Genomic DNA, 17,040 nt, shown 5'->3' on the forward strand with positions numbered 1-17,040 from the left:
CATGTTCGGCACGGTCCGTAAGGCCTTCGCGAGACTCCGCGACGCCACGCGCGTGCAGTCGCGCCCCGGAGAGCGACCCCGCAGCGGCGGCAGGCGCCCGCCCAATCTCTTCGAGGCGGCCGCCGCGTACGTCTCGGCCTGCGCGGAGGACGATCAGGACCGGATCGACGAGGCGGCGGGCTGGGTGTCGCCGGAGGCGCTGTCCTTCGGCGTCAACGAGCTGGCGTGCCGTGCCGTCATCGCCCTCGCGAGGGAGCGCGACGAGTCGCCGCGGACGGTGGCCCGGGCGCTCCTCGGACTGCCGGCGTTGTGAACATCCGCGGCGATGCGGGGTAGATCCATCGCTCCACTCGGGAAACCGCAGCTCCGGGTATTACCCGGGAGTCGTGACAAGCGCCTTCCCGTCGCACTAGGGTGCGCGCCGTTGGACGAACCGATGGGGAGGCTGGGATGGCCGGGACGGACGAGAACGCCGTCGCCGCCGAGGACGATGCGCTCTATGTGCTCACGGCGGTGCTGCTGACGCCGGCGAAGTTCCCGAGTGTGCTGGGCGACGACTATCCGGAGGCCTGTGCGGCGCTCGGCCTCGCGCCGCTCGCCGACGGCTACGGTCTGGTGCTGGGCCAGGACGGCGAGGGCGCACGGTGGACGGTCGTCATCGACGACGTGTCGCTGGTGGCCGTCGCCATCGCGTCATGGGACTGCGGCATGGAGTACGACCTGTCGCCGGACGAGCGGACGGTCGTCGCCGCGTTGCCCGGCTGGCCGCTGGCGGTCGCCGTCGCGGCGCCCGGCGTGCCCGCGCCGCACGACCCCGCCCCGGAGATCGTGGACAGCCCCGCGCTGTGCCCGCCGGACACGACGACGTGGGGTCCGGCCCAGCGTCGGCTGGGGGCCGACGAGATAGCGCTCCAGTGGGCCCTGTGGCGCGAGCAGATCGACGACGCCGAGTTCGCGCCTGCGCGGGGCGGCGCCGGGGACGCCGAGGTCGCCGACCCGGCATCCGACGACCGCGTGGGCAGCGCAGGCGCCACAGGCATGACAGGCATCACAGGCGGCATTGACAGCGAAGGCGGCACTGACGGCGAAGGCGGCACGAGCGGCGGCGACGGCGGGGCCGAGAAGGCCGAGCGGGAGGCGCCGAAGGGGCACAGCGGCGTGCGGCGCGTCCTCGCCGAGGTGCGCGCCTATGTGGACGCCCCGCCTCCGCTGGGCCGTGTCCGGTCGTCGTTCGCACCGGGTGACGCCCGTACCCTGCGCGCCGACGGCCCCGGCTGGTCGCTGGTGGCGAGGACGGACGACATCGCGTTCGTCCTGCTCGACGACGAGCCCGGCGAGGTCTTGCCGGTCGGCCGGGGGCCCGAGCTGCCGGGGCTCCTGGAAGCACTCGACAAGATGGCCGTACGGCCCCTTTGAGGCCCCGTGGCCCGCATCTCTGCACCCCTGCTTACGTCTTCGGAGGGCGGAAGCCCGCCCTCCGAAGACGTAAGTCAGCGGCCGAGCTCCTTGCGCGTGACGCGGCGCAGCCTGCGCCGCTGCGACGGGTCCAGCGTGAGGTAGGCCGCTGCCGGGACTCCCAGCACGATCAGCAGGGCCGCCCACCAGGGCAGCCAGATCAGCAGGAGGAGCCCGACTGCCACCCCTCCTGCGGCGATCTTCGCCTTCTTCGACATGTGCGTCGCCTCCTTCGCGGCTACTGCCGCTCTCTGCCATGAAAACGGGTCCGCGTCGCGCGCGGTTCCGGACACGACCCTGAGACGTCCCTGAGGTACCCCCGAGACGTCCCTGAGAACCTCTGGCTCCCAGGTTCGCGGAGCAGAGGGTTCCCGCGGAAGCATCGTCCGAGATCTCTGAACTGGCCCGCTGTCATGTCGTGTACTTGCCCGGCGTCCCGGCCCGTACCGGCGGAATCGCCTTCTGGCACCCGGCCGGCGGCGCTCCCCCCGTCGTCGGGGCGGGGTCCGTCGAGGACATGACCGTCGTCCGGCCTGTCGGGGCCGGCGTGGCGGCGGCACGTGTACCCGCCGTGCTCTTGCCGGTGCAGGAAGGCCCTGTCCGTGCTCACCCGCGCGCGCGGCCGCGGAGGTGCATCGGTCCGCCGCCTTCTGGGGTGCGGCGAGATTGCCGGCCCTCCAGTTCGTGGCGCGTGGCCTGCTCCTGCCCGGCCTGTCGTCCGACGATCACGACGCCTGGCGGGTCGGCCCGCTGGAGCCGGAGGACCTCGAGTGTGTGCGCCGGCTGGCCGACGCGATGCCGCCCGAGGCGCACGCCGTGCCGGTGGACGACAGCCCGCCGCTACGGCTGCCGGACCCGGAGCGTTTGCTGCGCGCCTTCCTCGACGCGGTGGCGGACCCGCTGCCCCGCTGCCCCGCCGCGCAGCTGGTGACGGGCACACCGGCCTACGCGACGCGTGAGCCCCAGCGCATGCCGGAGCTGCGCGCGTGGGCCGCCGACGTCGCTGCGGGCCACGACGCCGGCGTACGGATCTCGGCGATCTGGAGGCGGAGTGCGACTGCGGCGCCTGGGACCACTGCGGTCACACGGCGGCGCTCTGCTACCAGGTGGCGCGGCTGCTCGACCAGGATCCCTTCGTGCTGCTGCTGGTCCGTGGACGCGCCGAGCAGGCCCTGCTGGACGGCCTCCAGGCCCGTGGCGAGTCCGCGCCGGCCGCATCGGAGCCGCCGCGGGCGGAGGGTGTGGACGCGGTGGAGGCCTACGCGGCCGGAAACGCCCTGCCGCCGCTGCCCGACGTGCCCGGCCGGCCGGAGGAGCCGGGAGTGCCGCCCACCCTGGACACGGACGCCCCGCCGCCTTCCGGGGTGGACCCGGACGCCTTGGAGATCCTGGCCGCCCGGACGGCCGCTGCGGCGCACCTCCTGCTCGCGGAGGCCCTGCGCACCGGGGTGGAACGGCGGCCTCGGGCGGCCGAATCGCCCCTCGTCCAGGACGCGGTGCGCCTGGCCGCGGGCGGCCACGGAGTCACCGGAGCTTCGGCGGCGGACAGAGCGGTGGCCGACCGGCTGGCCGCCGGCTCGGGGCGCAGCCGGGAGCAACTGGCGCTGGCTGGACGGGCCTGGCGACACGGAGGCGCGGCCGCCCTGTCGGTGCTGAAGGAGGAGTGGACCGTAGAGGGTGAGGCGTTGGCACGCGCGCGTGCCGCTCTGGAGGCGGCCTGGGAGGAGGACGAGCGGCCGGCGCTGCGGTGCGGGGGAACCGGTGGACGGTGGTCGGATCGGCCTGCCAGCTGCGTCTGGGCGGGACGGGCGCTGGTGGCCCTATCGCAAGGAGTCCGGCCGTTGGATGCCGGCCGCAGGCGCGGCCCAGGACCCGGCGACAGCGTGAGCCGCGGCTCGCCCCGACGGCGAGGAAGCGCTTTCCCGAGGTCGGGGACCTCGCGATCCAGGGTGGGGCGCCGGTCCGACGGACGTACGACGCCCCGTGTTCACCGGAGCGTCGTACGGCGTTCCGCGGGTGACCCAACTCTGGCCGCTGTCAGCGAACTTGCCCCTCAGGAGGCCCGATGTCCCTGTACGCCGCCGGCCGGCGCCGCGTCCACCGTTCCGTCGCAGTGGGCATACCGCTCGCCGTGCTGGCCGCCCTCGTCACCGCCGGACCGGCCGCCGCGGGCGCCTCGGCGGGGCAGGCGTACGTCACGCGGACGGCGACGCTCGGCGACATCCCGCTCGGCGCGTTCAGCAACGCCCTGCTGCCCGGCACGGTGGACGACGACCGGGCTGTGGACCTCGGCGGCATCGGGAGCGACATCTACCCGGCGGGGCGCAAGGGCGAGTTCTGGACCGTCACCGACCGCGGGCCCAACGGGCAGATCAAGGTGGGAGGCGCCAAGCGCCGTACTTTCGCCGTGCCCGGATTCGACCCGACGATCGTCCGGATCAAGGTGTCCGGGGACTCGGTGAAGGTGCTGGAGGCGATCCCCGTCACCACCTCCGCCGGGAAGCCCGTCACCGGTCTGTCGAACCAGGAGGGACGCGACGAGGCGCCGTACTCCTACAACGCTCTGACGCCTCTGTCCTACAACCCGAACGGGTTGGACACCGAGGGCGTCGTGCGGGCGGCCGACGGGAGCTTCTGGCTGGTCGACGAGTACGCCCCTTCACTGGTTCACGTGTCCGCGCGCGGGAAGGTGCTGACGCGGTACGTGCCCAAGGGGCTGAAGCTCACGGGAGCGGACTACCCGGTGGTGGAGGCGCTGCCGGCGGTCCTGCTGCACCGGAAGGTCAACCGCGGCTTCGAGGGGCTCGCCCTGCTGCCGGGCGGTGATCTCGTGCTGGCGGTGCAGAGCCCGCTGTCGCTGCCGGACACCGGTGCCGGGGAGGGCTCGCGCACCGCGCGACTGCTGCGTTTCTCGCCCAAGAAGAAGGCGGTCACCGCCGAGTACGCCTACCGCTTCGACCCGGTGGACGTGGTCGACCCGAGCGAGGACGACACCTCCGAGCTCAAGATCTCCTCGGTGGTCGCCGTGGGCGACGACCGGCTGCTGGTCGAGGAGCGCACGGACAAGGCCGCGCGGCTGCAGTCGGTGCGGCTGGGACGGGGTGCGAACATCCTGGGCACCCGATGGGACGACGACTCGACGTCGCCCTCGCTGGAACAGCTGGACGACCCCGCGGCTTCCGGGGTCCCAGTGCTGTCGAAGCGGCTGGTCGTCGATCTGGGCGCGGTCGCCGGGGTGCCCGGCAAGATCGAGGGCGTCGCGCGCGTGGACCGCGACACGCTCGCCCTGATCAACGACAACGACTTCGGGATGACGGACGGGAACGGCGCGTTCGACGCCCAGGGCCGACTGGTCGACAGCGGCGTCGAGACGACCGTGACCTACGTGCGGCTGCCGCGAGACCTGTACTAGGAGGCCCGGTAGTCCGGCACGACTAGGAGGCCCGGTAGTCCGGCACGCGCGCGTGGGGGGATGCCGCCCTGCGCGCGCGTGCCGGTTACGGCAGCAGTCCGCTCAGGGACGGCAACAGCGACTCCAGATCGCTGGGCAGCTCGCTCGGCAGCTCCGTGGGGAGCTGGGACGGCAGCTCGCTCGGCAGCCCGCTGGGCAGCTCGACGGGAAGGCTCGGGGACGGGGCCGGAGACGAGCCGGCGCCGCTCCCTCCGGACGGCTTGTCGCTCGGCGAGTCGCCGGACGACGACATCAGCACGACGACGAGGACGGCTCCCGCGGCGGCCAGCAGCGCCAGCACGACGAAGAGGGGGGTCCTGCGCCTTCCGGAGCCGCCCGGCGGGCCCTGCGGCGGAGAGGGCGGCCAACCGCCGCCTCCTGTCCCGTCGTCGTGTCCGAAGGCCGAGGGAGGCGGTCCGAAGCCGCCCGGGGGCGGTGTGTCGCCCGGCGGGCCGGGCGGCTGAGGCGGTACGGGTGGCATGGCCATAGCGTCCAGCGTCGCCGCGGACCGCCCACAGCGCGACCCCCGCACGGAAGTTGATACGGGCTCATGCCATGGACGGCATGATTCCGGCGTATTCGGTGCGGAGGCCTCGAACGAAGACCGTTCGACTGCAATCGTAGGTCAGCCGCGGGCGCCGAGGAGGTGGTCCATGGCGAGCTGGTCGAGCCGCTCGAAGGCCATGCCGCGCGCGGCGGCCGTGTCGGCGTCGAAGTCCTCGAAGGCGGTGCGGTCACCGAGCAGGCTCTGCAGGCCGTCGGCCGCGGTGGGCTGGGCCAGCTCGTCCAGGCGGGAGGCCCGCAGGGCCTCCTGGACCTCCGGGTCACCGCGGAACGCGGCGGCGCGCTCCTTGAGGATCAGGTAGTTGCGCATGCAGCCCTCGGCGGACGCCCAGACGCCGTCGAGGTCCTCGGTGCGCGGCGGCTTGAAGTCGAAGTGCTTCGGGCCCTCGTAACCGGCGCTCTCCAGCAGGTCGACCAGCCAGAACGCGGACCGCAGGTCGCCGGCCCCGAAGCGCAGGTCCTGGTCGTACTTGATGCCCGACTGGCCGTTGAGGTCGATGTGGAACAGCTTGCCCGCCCACAGCGCCTGCGCGATGCCGTGCGGGAAGTTCAGCCCGGCCATCTGCTCGTGGCCGACCTCGGGGTTCACGCCGTACAGCTCCGGGCGCTCCAGGCGCTCGATGAACGCCAGGGCGTGACCGACGGTGGGCAGCAGGATGTCGCCGCGCGGCTCGTTCGGCTTGGGCTCGATCGCGAAGCGCAGGTCGTAGCCCTGCGAGGTGACGTACTCGCCGAGCAGGTCGAAGGCCTCCTTCATGCGGTCGAGGGCCACGCGTACGTCCTTGGCGGCACCGGACTCCGCGCCCTCGCGCCCGCCCCAGGCGACGTAGATCTTCGCGCCGAGCTCGACGGCCAGGTCGATGTTGCGGATCGTCTTGCGCAGGGCGTAGCGGCGCACGTCGCGGTCGTTCGCCGTGAACGCGCCGTCCTTGAAGACGGGGTGGGTGAAGAGGTTGGTGGTGGCCATCGGCACGGTCATGCCGGTCGTGTCCAGGGCCTGGCGGAAGCGCTTGACGTGCTCCTCGCGCTCGGCGTCGGAGGCCCCGAAGGGGATCAGGTCGTCGTCGTGGAAGGTCACGCCGTAGGCGCCCAGCTCGGCCAGGCGCGTCACGGTCTCGACCGGGTCCAGGGCCCGCCGCGTGGCGTCGCCGAAGGGGTCCCTTCCCTGCCAGCCGACGGTCCACAGACCGAAGGTGAACCTGTCATCGGGGGTGGGCTGGTAACTCATGCCGCGGCTCCTCGCTTGAAGACTGTCTGGCGGACTGCCCTGCAGACTATTTCGTCATGGCCGTTTACAAATTAGTATGCGAACGCATCTCTGGGAAGACAGATCCCGCAGAGCCGCGGAAAAACTTAGGGAGAGCCCGATGTCAGCAGCCGAGGGTCCGCTCGTCGTCGGCGTGGACACGTCCACCCAGTCCACCAAGGCGCTGGTCGTCGACGCGGCCACCGGCGAGGTCGTGGCGAGCGGCCAGGCACCGCACAGTGTGTCCTCCGGGGCCGGCCGCGAGAGCGACCCGCGCCAGTGGTGGGACGCCCTGTGCGAGGCGCTGCGCCAGTGCGGCGACGCGGCGCACGAGGCCGCCGCGGTGTCGATCGGCGGGCAGCAGCACGGGCTCGTCACGCTGGACGAGCGCGGCGAGCCGGTGCGCCCGGCGCTGCTGTGGAACGACGTGCGCTCGGCCCCGCAGGCCCGTCGGCTGACCGAGGAACTGGGCGGCGCGAAGTTCTGGGCGGAGCGCACCGGCTCCGTCCCGGCCGCCTCCTTCACGGTCACGAAGTGGGCCTGGCTGGCCGAGCACGAGCCGGAGGCCCTGCGCGCGACGAAGGCCGTGCGCCTCCCCCACGACTACCTGACCGAGCGCCTCACGGGCGAGGGCACGACCGACCGCGGCGACGCCTCGGGCACCGGCTGGTGGGCCTCCGGGACCGAGGCCTACGACGCGGAGATCCTCGCCCACGTGGGCCTCGACCCCGCGCTGCTGCCGCGCGTGGTGCGGCCCGGCGAGGTGGCGGGCACCGTGCGCGACAGCCACGACCTGCCGTTCTCCAAGGGCACCCTGGTCGCCCCGGGCACCGGCGACAACGCGGCGGCGGCACTGGGGCTGGGGCTGCGTCCCGGCACGCCGGTGCTGAGCCTCGGCACCTCGGGCACGGTGTACGCGGTGTCGAAGCGCCGCCCCACCGACCCGACCGGCACCGTGGCGGGCTTCGCGGACGCCCACGGCGACTGGCTGCCGCTGGCCTGCACCCTGAACTGCACGCTCGCCGTCGACCGCGTCGCGACCCTGCTGGGCCTGGACCGCGAGGCCGTGGAAGCTGCCGGAGACCTCACGCTCCTGCCCTACCTCGACGGCGAGCGCACCCCGAACCTGCCGAACGCCTCCGGGCTGCTGCACGGCCTGCGCCACGACACCACCGCCGGACAGCTCCTCCAGGCCGCCTACGACGGCGCCGTCCACGCCCTGCTCGGCGCCCTCGACCTGGTCCTCGACGAGGACGCGGACCGCTCGGCCCCCCTGCTGCTGATCGGCGGCGGCGCCCGGGGCACGGCCTGGCAGCAGACCGTACGTCGGCTGTCGGGGCGCCCGGTCCAGATCCCGGAGGCCAAGGAACTCGTCGCGCTGGGCGCCGCTGCACAGGCCGCCGGTCTGCTGACCGGCGAGGACCCGGCCGCCGTGGCCAGGCGCTGGAACACCACCCGGGGCCCGGTGCTCGAGGCGGTCGAGCGGGACGAGGCGACGCTCGCCCGGATCACCGGGGTACTCTCCGACGCGACCCCGCTGCTGGAGAACCGGTAGGAATCGACGAATCGACGGAGGCATGACCGCACCGCTGCACGAGGCCCGCCCGACCGGCCCGGGACGTGCGCTGCCCGACACCCAGCAGGGCATGCGCCGTCGCAACCTGGCCCGGGTGATGCACGCCGTCAGCGCCGAGGGACCGCTCTCGCGGGCGGCGGTCGCCTCGCGCATCGGCCTGACCCGTGCGGCGGTGTCGACCCTCGTCGACGAGCTCATACGCACCGGGCTGCTGGAAGAGCTGGGCCCCGAGCGGCCTGGCCGGGTGGGCCGCCCGGGATCGGCGCTGGCGGTCAGCGGGCGCGGCCCGGCGGGCATAGGCGCCGAGGTCGGCGTCGACCATCTCGCGGTCTGCGCCGTGGACCTGCGCGGCGAGGTGCGGGCGCGGGCCGTGCGGCACGGCACGAACCGGGGTCGCCCGCCCGAGCCGGTGATCGAGGAGCTGACCGGGCTGGTGCGCGAGGTCGTCGCCGAGGCGGAGCGCGCGGGGCTGTGGCCGGCCGGGCTGGCCGTGGCCGTCCCCGGCCTGGTCGCCCGCGACGCGCGCACCGTCGTCCGCGCACCCAACCTCGACTGGCACGACACCGACCTCGGCGCGCTGCTGCCCGGGGACCTCCCGCTCACGGTGGACAACGAGGCCAACTTCGGCGGACTGGCCGAACTCTGGCTCGGCGAGGACACCCCGCAGGACTTCCTGCACGTCTCGGCCGAGATCGGCATCGGCGCCGCGCTGGTCGTGGACGGCAGCCTGCTGCGCGGAACCCGCGGCTTCGCGGGCGAACTGGGCCATGTGCCGGTCCGTCCCGACGGGCCGGACTGCGTGTGCGGCGGACGCGGATGTCTGGAGCAGTACGCCGGCGAGGAGGCGGTCCTGCGGGCGGCCGGTCTGGAGCCGGGCGGCGACCGCGTCGGACTGCTCGCGGGGCGCGCGGCGAACGGAGACCCGGATGTACGACGGGCTCTGCACGAGGCGGGCACGGCGCTCGGCATCGCCCTGACCGGAGCGCTCAATCTGCTGGACCCGGAGAGCGTCGTGCTCGGCGGCGCTCTGGCGGGACTCGCGCCCTGGCTGCTGCCGTCCCTCGAAACCGAACTCGCCCGGCGCACGGCCGGTCCGCCCCGCCCCGTGTCCGTGTCGCGGCTGGGCTCCGAGGGGCCGTTGTTGGGGGCTGCGCACTCGGTGGTGCGGGCTGTGCTGGACGATCCGGCGGCGGTGGCGGGACGGGTCTGAGGGGGCCTCAGCGGGCCGGGGACGCAGGCCTGGCGAGGGTGCAGGCCTGTCGAGGTGTAGGGCCTGGCGGGGTGCAGGCCGGTCAGAGTGCAGGCCTGACGAGGTATCGCAGGTACCGCCTGACGTGCCGACCGAGGTGGAACTCCCCGTTCGGGTGAGCGAGTTGTCCACAGTTCCCCGCTTGTCCACCGAACCACGGCACTTCCTTCTGCCGACCCCGCCAGCGCCGTAACGTGATGCACGCGGGGCCACCTGGACGAGCCCGACTCCTCTGCTGTCACCCCGCCGCTACCGCCACCTCGGCCCCGCCGGCCGTCCGCAGAACGGAGCAGTGCAGCCATGAGCGACCCCCGGATCCTGACCGTGCGCCCCGAACCGGGCGAGTACGCCTGGACGTTCGGCGGTGCTCCGCCCGTGGCTCGCATCGCGCCCGGCACGGTCCTCGACCTGTACACCGAGGACTGCTTCGCGGGGCGGGTGCGCTCGGAGAAGGACCTGGTGTCCGAGGTGTGCGAGTTCCCCTTCCTGAACCCGCAGACCGGGCCCTTCCACATCGAGGGCGCCGAGCCGGGCGACACGGTCGCGGTGCACTTCGTGTCGATCGAACCGGCCCGCGACTGGGCCGCCTCCTCCACGGTCCCCCTGTTCGGCGCGCTGACGTCGACGCACACCACGGCCACGCTCCAGCCCCCGCTCCCGGAACGGGTGTGGATCTGGCAGCTCGACCGGACCCGCCGTACGGCGCTGTTCCGGGCGCACGACAGCGGCCTCGCACTCGAACTGCCCCTGGACCCGATGCACGGCACGGTGGGCGTGGCGCCGGCCAACCTGGAGGTGCGCTCGGCACTGGTGCCGGACGCGCACGGCGGGAACATGGACACGCCCGAGATGCGGGCCGGGGTCACCTGCTACCTGGGGGTGAACGTCGAGGGGGCGCTGCTGAGCCTGGGCGACGGGCACGCCCGGCAGGGCGAGGGCGAGACCTGCGGGGTCGCCGTGGAGTGCGCGATGAACACCGTGGTGATCGTCGAGCTCCTCAAAGGGCTGGCCACGCCCTGGCCGCGCATCGAGTCGGACACGCACATCGTCTCGACGGGGTCGGCCCGCCCGCTCGAGGACGCGTTCCGGATCTCCCAGCTCGATCTGGTGCGGTGGCTGGTGCGCGACTACGGATTCAGCGAGTTGGACGCGTACCAGTTCGCAACCCAGGCCGTGGAGTCGCCGTTGGCCAACGTGTGCGACACCAACTACACGTGCGTGGCCAAGCTCCGCAAGGAGTGGCTGCCCGCCCGCGAGACCCACCGCGGCGTGCACGCACGGCTGCGCGAGACCGCGGCGACGCTGAACCACTGAGTCCGCACCCCCTGAAAGGCACTCCCGTGGAACGAGCAAGGCCCCTCCCCGACAGGCGGCGGATCCTGAAGGGCGCGGCTCTCGCCGCCGTCCCGTACGCGCTGCTTCCCGACGCGCGGGCCGGGGCGCAGACGCAGACCGTCGACTACCCGCTCGCCCAGTGGCAGCCCGCGACCGCCTCCAACTACACGACGGCGAACCGGCCCTCGGACCATCCCGTCGACCGCGTGGTCATCCATGTCACCCAGACCGCCTACGCCAAGGCCCTGGCCGTCTTCCAGAACCCGCGGAAGAAAGTGTCCGCGCACTACGTCGTGCGCTCCGCCGACGGTCATGTGGCGCAGTGCGTGAGGGAGTCCGACATCGCGTGGCACGCGGGGAACTGGGACTACAACACGCGCAGCATCGGCATCGAGCACGAGGGGTGGGTGGACCAGCCGGCCTACTTCACCGACGCGCTGTACGCGCGGTCCGCCCGGCTGACGGCCTCGGTCTGCGAACGGTACGGCATCGCCAAGGACCGCGCGCACATCATCGGCCATTACGAAGTGCCGGGCACCGACCACACGGATCCTGGTCACGACTGGGACTGGGACCGCTACATGAGACTCGTCGACTTCGGGTGAGTGCCGTCCGAACGGTTGTCGGCCCGCGTACCCGGAGTGACGATGTCCCCAGCCGTATCGCCTGCCGGGAGGACGAGTTGACCGATCCCTGGGTGGCCCTTGAGCCGGGGGCCGACCCTGCCGAACGTGTACGGATCCTGCGCCGGGCGCACGAGACGTTCACCGAGGCGGGCACGGTCCCACGGCCGGTGCGTGCCGTCGTGGCCGACTCGTGGCGGCGTTCCGCGCGAGCCGGCGTCGGCCCCGACGGCACGGCGAGCGTGGAGCTGACCGACGGCGATCTCGGCGCCTACCGGTCCGAGCATCCGCTGGCGCGGGTGATGCCGCTGTTCCGCGAGCTCATGGGGACGTTCGCCGCCGACGGCGAGCATCTCCTCGCGGTGTGCGACGCGCACGGCAGGCTGCTGTGGGTCGAAGGGCACGCGGCGACCCGGCGGCAGGCGGGGCGGATGAACTTCGTGCCGGGCGCCCGGTGGGCGGAGAGCGCTGTGGGGACGAACGCGCCGGGCACCGCGGTCGCCCTGGACCGGCCGGTGCAGGTGTTCGCGGCCGAGCACTTCATCCGGCGGGTGCAGCCGTGGACCTGTGCCGCGGCCCCGGTGCACGATCCGCGGACGGGGCGGGTGCTGGGCGCCGTGGACATCACCGGCGGGGACGGGCTGGCGCATCCGCACAGCCTCGGCTTCGTACAGGCGGTCGCGCGGGCCGCGGAGTCACACCTGGCGCTCCTCGCCCCCGAGGGGCCCGAGCCCGACGGGCCGCAGCTCACCGTGCTGGGCCGGGACGAGGCACGCCTGGTCACCGACGGCCGCACGATCAGGCTCAGCCGCCGCCACAGCGAGATCCTGATGCTGCTGGCCCACCACCCCGAGGGCCTGACCGGCGACGAACTGCTGTGCGCGCTGCACGAGGACGAGTCGGCGCCCCCGGTGACGCTGCGGGCCGAGCTCGCCCGGTTGCGCGGGGTCCTCGGTCCCGGGCTGCTGGCGTCGCGCCCCTACCGGCTCACCGTGCCCGTCGAGTCGGACGTCACCGTGGTCGAACGGCGGCTGGCGGCCGGAGCGGTCACCGCGGCCGTCACGGCGTACGCCGGGCCGCTGCTCCCGACGTCGCAGGCGCCGGCGGTCGTACGGCTCAGACAGCGTCTGGCCGACGGTCTGCGCGCGGCGCTGATCGCCCGCCGCGACCCCGACCTGCTGGCGGACTGGGCGCACGCACCGTGGGGCGAGGACGACCTCGACGTGTGGCGGGCGCTCGCGGCGGCCCGTCCGACGGCCGCGGTCCGGGCACGGCTGGCGGCCCTGGAGTCGGAGCTGGCGGCACCGGCCGGGTGGGCACGCTCCTGAGCCCACGGCCCGGCTCGGGGGTGCCGGGGGCTCCGGGGGCTCCGGGGGCTCCGGGGGCTCCGGGGACGCGACCATCGCCTGACGCCGAGCCGGCACCGCAACGTAGATGCAACGTCCGCCTCCCTACCCTCCGGCACAGAGCTGTCCAACGGCGGGCAGCGCTGCTGAAGGAGGCAGACCAGGATGACCCGTTACGCGGCGCCCGGAACCGAGGGCTCGATCGTCTCCTACCAGGCGCGCTACGACCACTTCATCGGCGGCGAGTATGTGCCGCCGGCCCGCGGGCAGTACTTCGAGAACCCCTCTCCGGTGAACGGGCAGCCGTTCACCGAGGTGGCGCGCGGCACGGCGGAGGACGTGGAGCGGGCGCTCGACGCGGCGCACGCGGCCGCGCCCGCCTGGGGCCGTACTTCGGCCACCGAACGCTCCGACATCCTGCTGAAGATCGCCGACCGCATGGAGGCGTACCTGGAGCCGCTCGCCGTCGCGGAGAGCTGGGAGAACGGCAAGCCGATCCGCGAGACCCTGGCGGCGGACATCCCGTTGGCCATCGACCACTTCCGCTACTTCGCCGGCGCGGTCCGCGCCCAGGAGGGCTCGCTCAGCGAGGTCGACGACGACACCGTGGCGTACCACTTCCACGAGCCGCTCGGGGTCGTCGCGCAGATCATCCCGTGGAACTTCCCGATCCTGATGGCGACCTGGAAGCTCGCGCCGGCGCTCGCCGCGGGCAACGCGATCGTCATCAAGCCCGCCGAGCAGACTCCGGTCTCCCTGCACTACTGGATGAGCCTGGTCGCGGATCTGCTGCCGCCGGGTGTGGTGAACATCGTCAACGGCTTCGGCGAGGAGGCGGGCAAGCCGCTCGCGTCCAGCCCGCGGGTGGCGAAGGTCGCGTTCACGGGCGAGACCTCCACGGGACGACTGATCATGCAGTACGCCGCGGAGAACCTGAAGCCGGTGACGCTGGAGCTCGGCGGCAAGTCGCCGAACCTCTTCTTCGACGACGTGTGGGACAAGGACGACGACCTGCGCGACAAGGCCCTCGAAGGCTTCACCATGTTCGCGCTGAACCAGGGCGAGGTGTGCACCTGCCCGTCACGCGGCCTGATCCAGCGCGGGAACTACGGCGACTTCCTGCAGGCAGCCGTCGCCCGCACCGAGCTGATCAAGCCCGGTCACCCCCTCGACACCGACACGATGATCGGCGCACAGGCCTCCGGCGACCAGCTCACCAAGATCCTCTCCTATATCGACATCGGTCGACAGGAGGGCGCGAAGGTCCTCACTGGCGGTGAACGCGCCGAGTACGACGGCGAGTTGAAGGGCGGTTACTACGTCCAGCCGACGATCTTCGAGGGCGACAACCGCATGCGGATCTTCCAGGAGGAGATCTTCGGCCCGGTGGTCTCGGTGGCGTCCTTCGACGACTTCGACGATGCGATCAAGATCGCCAACGACACGTCGTACGGCCTCGGGGCGGGGGTGTGGACGCGGGACATCAACACGGCGTACCGCGCGGGCCGCGCCATCCAGGCGGGCCGCGTGTGGACCAACTGCTACCACGCCTACCCGGCGCATGCCGCGTTCGGCGGATACAAGCAGTCGGGGATCGGACGCGAGACGCACAAGATGATGCTGGAGCACTACCAGCAGACGAAGAACCTGCTGGTGAGCTACTCGCCGAAGAAGCTGGGCTTCTTCTAGACACATGCGAAAAGGCGCCTGACCTGGGTTTTCACCCGTCAGGCGCCCTTCGCTCAACCCGCTCTCGACCGAGCCCGGCTTGCACGCCAACTCCCAATTCCTCCCACGACTGCACCCCTCCTGACCAGTGCTTCCGGACCAGTCACGGACCAAACCCCCGGTTCATCCCTCGGGCACGTCACCTTGGCTGACGCGCTGCCACTCGTTCATGGACTGCTCGATGAGACGGTTCGCCTGCTCTCGAAGGCCGTCAAGGAACTTGGCGTAGTGGCGAAAGAGAACCTCGATGCTCTGGCCGGCGCGGCGGGCGCACTCGGCCAGGTCAACTCCCGAGTAACCCGTCGAGGACATCAACACCCAAGCCTGGAAGGTCTACGGCCAGCGCCAACTGGCCCGCGCCTATATGCCGCCCATTCCGGACCAGCTGGCCTGGGCGTCCTGGGAGGGGGTCGGGCCGGAAGCTCCTTGGTGACATCACCGGCCTCCGCGTCCTGGACATCGGCTCCGGGGCCGGCCACCTCGCCGTCCGTCTCGTCCAGGCGCACGGCGCCTGCGTCACTGGAATCGAGCTGTCCCCGAGCCAGCATGAACGCGCTGTCACCAGTCCCGCGGACGTCCAGGGTGTGCAGTTCGTCCAAGGAGACGTGGCCGAGTATCTGGCCGGAGCCGAGCCGTTCGACGCCGCCTACGCGATCGGGACGCTGGGGTTCATCGACCCGCACCGTTCGCTGTCGGCACTGCGCGACGGACTGCGCCCTGGCGCCCCCTTGATTCTCTCGCTCCTCGTCGAGCACGCCCCGGCAACCGAGGGCGGCCGTGTCCTCGATGCCGGATGCGGGACCGGCGAGCTGGCCGTCTTCCTTGCCTCCCTCGGCCACAGCGTCGAGGCCGCGGATTTCGCCGAGGGCGCGCTTGACCGGGCACGCGCAGAGCACGCAGAGGACAACGTGCGCTGGCTGTGCCTGGACCCGTACGACAGCCGCACCAGGCCGGTGTCCGGGCACACGCCGCGGGGCTGACGACGTCCCCCGGGCCGGGCGGCGGTGGGTGACGAACACCGGGCCGGGAGCGAGTCGGGGAAGGCGTCGGCCGCCCCGCGGACGGTCCACGCCTTCCCGGCCCACAGTTGCACGACGGTGGGCACCGCTTCCCCCTTTCGGACGGCCGCGGGACGACGCCTTCACGCTCGCGCGACTCAGGGGAGGTGACCCAGGCTGCCGTGATGGGGTACCTGCTCCTGGGGCTGTCAGGGACTACCAGGCGGCCAGTGAGCCGTCCGTGTTGCGCCAGACCGGGTTGCGCCAGCGGTGGCCGCGTTCGGCGGCGGCGCGGACCGCGTTCTCATCAATCGTGATACCGAGACCGGGCGCGGTCGGGCGGTCGATGTAGCCGTCATGGAACGTGAAGGGCGTGGTGTCGGCGAGGTAGTCCAGCAGTCCGCTGCTGTCGCCGTAGCCGATGCCCAGTGCCTGTTCCTGGATGAGGAAGTTGGGGATCGCGAAGTCGAGTTGCAGACTGGCCGCGAGGGCGATCGGGCCGAGCGGGCAGTGCGGGGCCACCATGACGTCGTACGCCTCGGCCATCGCGGCGATCCGGCGGGTCTCGGAGATGCCGCCGGCGTGGCTGATGTCGGGCTGGGCCACGGCGATGCCGTCGGAGAGCACCGAGCGGAAGTCCCAGCGTGAGTAGAGCCGTTCGCCGGTGGCGATGGGGATGGAGGTGGAGCGCACCACGGCGCCGAGGTCCCTGGAGAACTCCGGCAGCACGGGCTCCTCGACGAAGAGCGGCAGCAGCGGCTCCAGGAGCGGAAGTACACGGCGCGACATCGCCCCGCTGAAGCGGCCGTGGAAGTCCAGCGCCAGGTCGCGTTCCGGTCCGATGGCCTCGCGGACCGCACTCACCCCGTCCACGATGGCGTTGATCGCGGCGGGCGTGGCGAGAGGCTCCAGCTGGCCGCAGGGGTTCAGCTTGACCGCCGTCATGCCCTTGGCGACCTGCGCGGCCGCGGACTCGGCCAGTTCTTCGGGGGTTTCGCCACCGACCCAGCCGTAGACGCGCACCCGGTCACGCACGTGGCCGCCGAGCAGCTGGTGGACGGGGACACCGTGCGTCTTGCCCGCGATGTCCCACAGGGCCTGGTCGATGCCGGACAGGGCGCTGTTCAGGACGACGCCGCCGCGGTAGAAGCCGCTCTTGGCGAGCACCTGCCAGTGCTCCTCGATCCGCGCCGGGTCCTGGCCGACCAGGTAGTCGAACATCTCCTCGACGCAGCGGGCGACGGTGTGGGCCTTGCCCTCGACGATGGGTTCGCCCCACCCGGAGATGCCCTCGTCGGTGTCGACGCGAAGGAAGAGCCAGCGCGGTTCGACGAGGAAGAGTTCGTATCCAGTGATCTTCATGGGGTGGGTCTCCGAGTTCTGTGCTGGGCACGGCGGGGCGGGGGGCCGGTACGTGGGGATGGAGGGTGGGGCGGTCATGGTGGGAGCGAGCGCGGGCAAGCGCCCGC

15 protein-coding genes and 1 pseudogene are annotated in these 17,040 nt (G+C 72.5%); 11 read left to right on the forward strand and 5 right to left on the reverse strand.

Translation table 11 applies throughout. The annotated features are described in order from the left end of the window. The first annotated feature begins 1 nt into the window (after position 1). Both OG562_RS03045 and OG562_RS03050 read left to right on the forward strand, forming a co-directional pair. The gene (locus OG562_RS03045; RefSeq protein WP_266393317.1) at positions 2-313 is read left to right on the forward strand and encodes a hypothetical protein; all 312 of its coding nucleotides are present in this window, start codon (positions 2-4) and stop codon (positions 311-313) included. Positions 314-450: 137 nt separating this feature from the next. Then, on the forward strand, positions 451-1,416 hold the full coding sequence (locus OG562_RS03050; RefSeq protein ID WP_266393319.1) for a hypothetical protein: 966 nt from the start codon (positions 451-453) through the stop codon (positions 1,414-1,416). 74 nt (positions 1,417-1,490) lie between these two features. On the opposite strand, the gene OG562_RS03055 is transcribed toward OG562_RS03050, so the two are convergent. Further along, entirely contained in the window at positions 1,491-1,673 is a 183-nt protein-coding gene (locus tag OG562_RS03055) for a hypothetical protein (RefSeq protein WP_266393321.1), read from the reverse strand. An 813-nt stretch (positions 1,674-2,486) separates the two neighbouring features. Between OG562_RS03055 and OG562_RS03065 the strand changes: the two are divergent. Both OG562_RS03065 and OG562_RS03070 read left to right on the forward strand, forming a co-directional pair. Continuing rightward, positions 2,487-3,342: pseudogene (locus OG562_RS03065) on the forward strand (SWF or SNF family helicase); the annotation flags it as partial. Between the two features lie 178 nt (positions 3,343-3,520). After that, a complete protein-coding gene (locus OG562_RS03070) occupies positions 3,521-4,867 on the forward strand; it encodes an esterase-like activity of phytase family protein (RefSeq protein ID WP_266393323.1) in 1,347 nt (448 codons plus the stop codon). A gap of 85 nt (positions 4,868-4,952) precedes the next feature. Here OG562_RS03070 and OG562_RS03075 read toward each other — a convergent pair whose 3' ends face one another. Both OG562_RS03075 and xylA read right to left on the reverse strand, forming a co-directional pair. Continuing rightward, positions 4,953-5,387, reverse strand: a complete 435-nt coding sequence (locus tag OG562_RS03075) for a hypothetical protein (RefSeq protein WP_266393325.1) — start codon at positions 5,385-5,387, stop codon at positions 4,953-4,955. Positions 5,388-5,531: 144 nt separating this feature from the next. Further along, complete coding sequence (gene xylA, locus OG562_RS03080) at positions 5,532-6,698, reverse strand: xylose isomerase (RefSeq protein WP_266393327.1); 1,167 nt, start codon at positions 6,696-6,698, stop codon at positions 5,532-5,534. A gap of 139 nt (positions 6,699-6,837) precedes the next feature. Between xylA and xylB the strand changes: the two genes are divergently transcribed. From xylB to OG562_RS03110, 6 genes are all read left to right on the forward strand, one after another. Next, positions 6,838-8,271: a xylulokinase gene (gene xylB, locus OG562_RS03085; protein WP_266393328.1), complete on the forward strand. Its 1,434-nt coding sequence runs from the start codon at positions 6,838-6,840 to the stop codon at positions 8,269-8,271. 22 nt (positions 8,272-8,293) lie between these two features. Beyond that, the gene (locus OG562_RS03090; RefSeq protein ID WP_266393330.1) at positions 8,294-9,502 is read left to right on the forward strand and encodes an ROK family transcriptional regulator; all 1,209 of its coding nucleotides are present in this window, start codon (positions 8,294-8,296) and stop codon (positions 9,500-9,502) included. A gap of 339 nt (positions 9,503-9,841) precedes the next feature. Continuing rightward, complete coding sequence (locus tag OG562_RS03095; RefSeq protein WP_266393332.1) at positions 9,842-10,855, forward strand: acetamidase/formamidase family protein; 1,014 nt, start codon at positions 9,842-9,844, stop codon at positions 10,853-10,855. Between the two features lie 26 nt (positions 10,856-10,881). Beyond that, positions 10,882-11,481: an N-acetylmuramoyl-L-alanine amidase gene (locus tag OG562_RS03100; protein WP_266393334.1), complete on the forward strand. Its 600-nt coding sequence runs from the start codon at positions 10,882-10,884 to the stop codon at positions 11,479-11,481. A 77-nt stretch (positions 11,482-11,558) separates the two neighbouring features. Beyond that, complete coding sequence (locus OG562_RS03105) at positions 11,559-12,827, forward strand: GAF domain-containing protein (protein WP_266393340.1); 1,269 nt, start codon at positions 11,559-11,561, stop codon at positions 12,825-12,827. A 183-nt stretch (positions 12,828-13,010) separates the two neighbouring features. Continuing rightward, complete coding sequence (locus OG562_RS03110; protein WP_266393343.1) at positions 13,011-14,534, forward strand: aldehyde dehydrogenase family protein; 1,524 nt, start codon at positions 13,011-13,013, stop codon at positions 14,532-14,534. A gap of 162 nt (positions 14,535-14,696) precedes the next feature. On the opposite strand, the gene OG562_RS03115 is transcribed toward OG562_RS03110, so the two are convergent. Next, entirely contained in the window at positions 14,697-14,885 is a 189-nt protein-coding gene (locus tag OG562_RS03115; protein ID WP_266393345.1) for an integrase, read from the reverse strand. 146 nt (positions 14,886-15,031) lie between these two features. On the opposite strand from OG562_RS03115, the gene OG562_RS03120 reads away from it, so the two are divergent. After that, positions 15,032-15,553: a class I SAM-dependent methyltransferase gene (locus tag OG562_RS03120; RefSeq protein ID WP_266408985.1), complete on the forward strand. Its 522-nt coding sequence runs from the start codon at positions 15,032-15,034 to the stop codon at positions 15,551-15,553. Positions 15,554-15,787: 234 nt separating this feature from the next. On the opposite strand, the gene dgoD is transcribed toward OG562_RS03120, so the two are convergent. Then, positions 15,788-16,933, reverse strand: coding sequence for a galactonate dehydratase (dgoD, locus tag OG562_RS03125; RefSeq protein WP_266393347.1), 1,146 nt, complete (start codon positions 16,931-16,933; stop codon positions 15,788-15,790). Positions 16,934-17,040: the final 107 nt, after the last annotated feature.

It is taken from the genome of Streptomyces sp. NBC_01275 (assembly GCF_026340655.1).
Lineage (GTDB): Bacteria > Actinomycetota > Actinomycetes > Streptomycetales > Streptomycetaceae > Streptomyces.

What these genes read in the sequence shown, in the direction of transcription:
- OG562_RS03045 (WP_266393317.1), top strand. Translation starts at nt 2, where the DNA reads ATGTTCGGCACGGTCCGTAAGGCCTTCGCGAGACTCCGCGACGCCACG.
- OG562_RS03050 (WP_266393319.1), top strand. Translation starts at nt 451, where the DNA reads ATGGCCGGGACGGACGAGAACGCCGTCGCCGCCGAGGACGATGCGCTC.
- OG562_RS03055 (WP_266393321.1), bottom strand. Translation starts at nt 1,673, where the DNA reads ATGTCGAAGAAGGCGAAGATCGCCGCAGGAGGGGTGGCAGTCGGGCTC.
- OG562_RS03070 (WP_266393323.1), top strand. Translation starts at nt 3,521, where the DNA reads ATGTCCCTGTACGCCGCCGGCCGGCGCCGCGTCCACCGTTCCGTCGCA.
- OG562_RS03075 (WP_266393325.1), bottom strand. Translation starts at nt 5,387, where the DNA reads ATGCCACCCGTACCGCCTCAGCCGCCCGGCCCGCCGGGCGACACACCG.
- xylA (WP_266393327.1), bottom strand. Translation starts at nt 6,698, where the DNA reads ATGAGTTACCAGCCCACCCCCGATGACAGGTTCACCTTCGGTCTGTGG.
- xylB (WP_266393328.1), top strand. Translation starts at nt 6,838, where the DNA reads ATGTCAGCAGCCGAGGGTCCGCTCGTCGTCGGCGTGGACACGTCCACC.
- OG562_RS03090 (WP_266393330.1), top strand. Translation starts at nt 8,294, where the DNA reads ATGACCGCACCGCTGCACGAGGCCCGCCCGACCGGCCCGGGACGTGCG.
- OG562_RS03095 (WP_266393332.1), top strand. Translation starts at nt 9,842, where the DNA reads ATGAGCGACCCCCGGATCCTGACCGTGCGCCCCGAACCGGGCGAGTAC.
- OG562_RS03110 (WP_266393343.1), top strand. Translation starts at nt 13,011, where the DNA reads ATGACCCGTTACGCGGCGCCCGGAACCGAGGGCTCGATCGTCTCCTAC.
- OG562_RS03115 (WP_266393345.1), bottom strand. Translation starts at nt 14,885, where the DNA reads ATGTCCTCGACGGGTTACTCGGGAGTTGACCTGGCCGAGTGCGCCCGC.
- dgoD (WP_266393347.1), bottom strand. Translation starts at nt 16,933, where the DNA reads ATGAAGATCACTGGATACGAACTCTTCCTCGTCGAACCGCGCTGGCTC.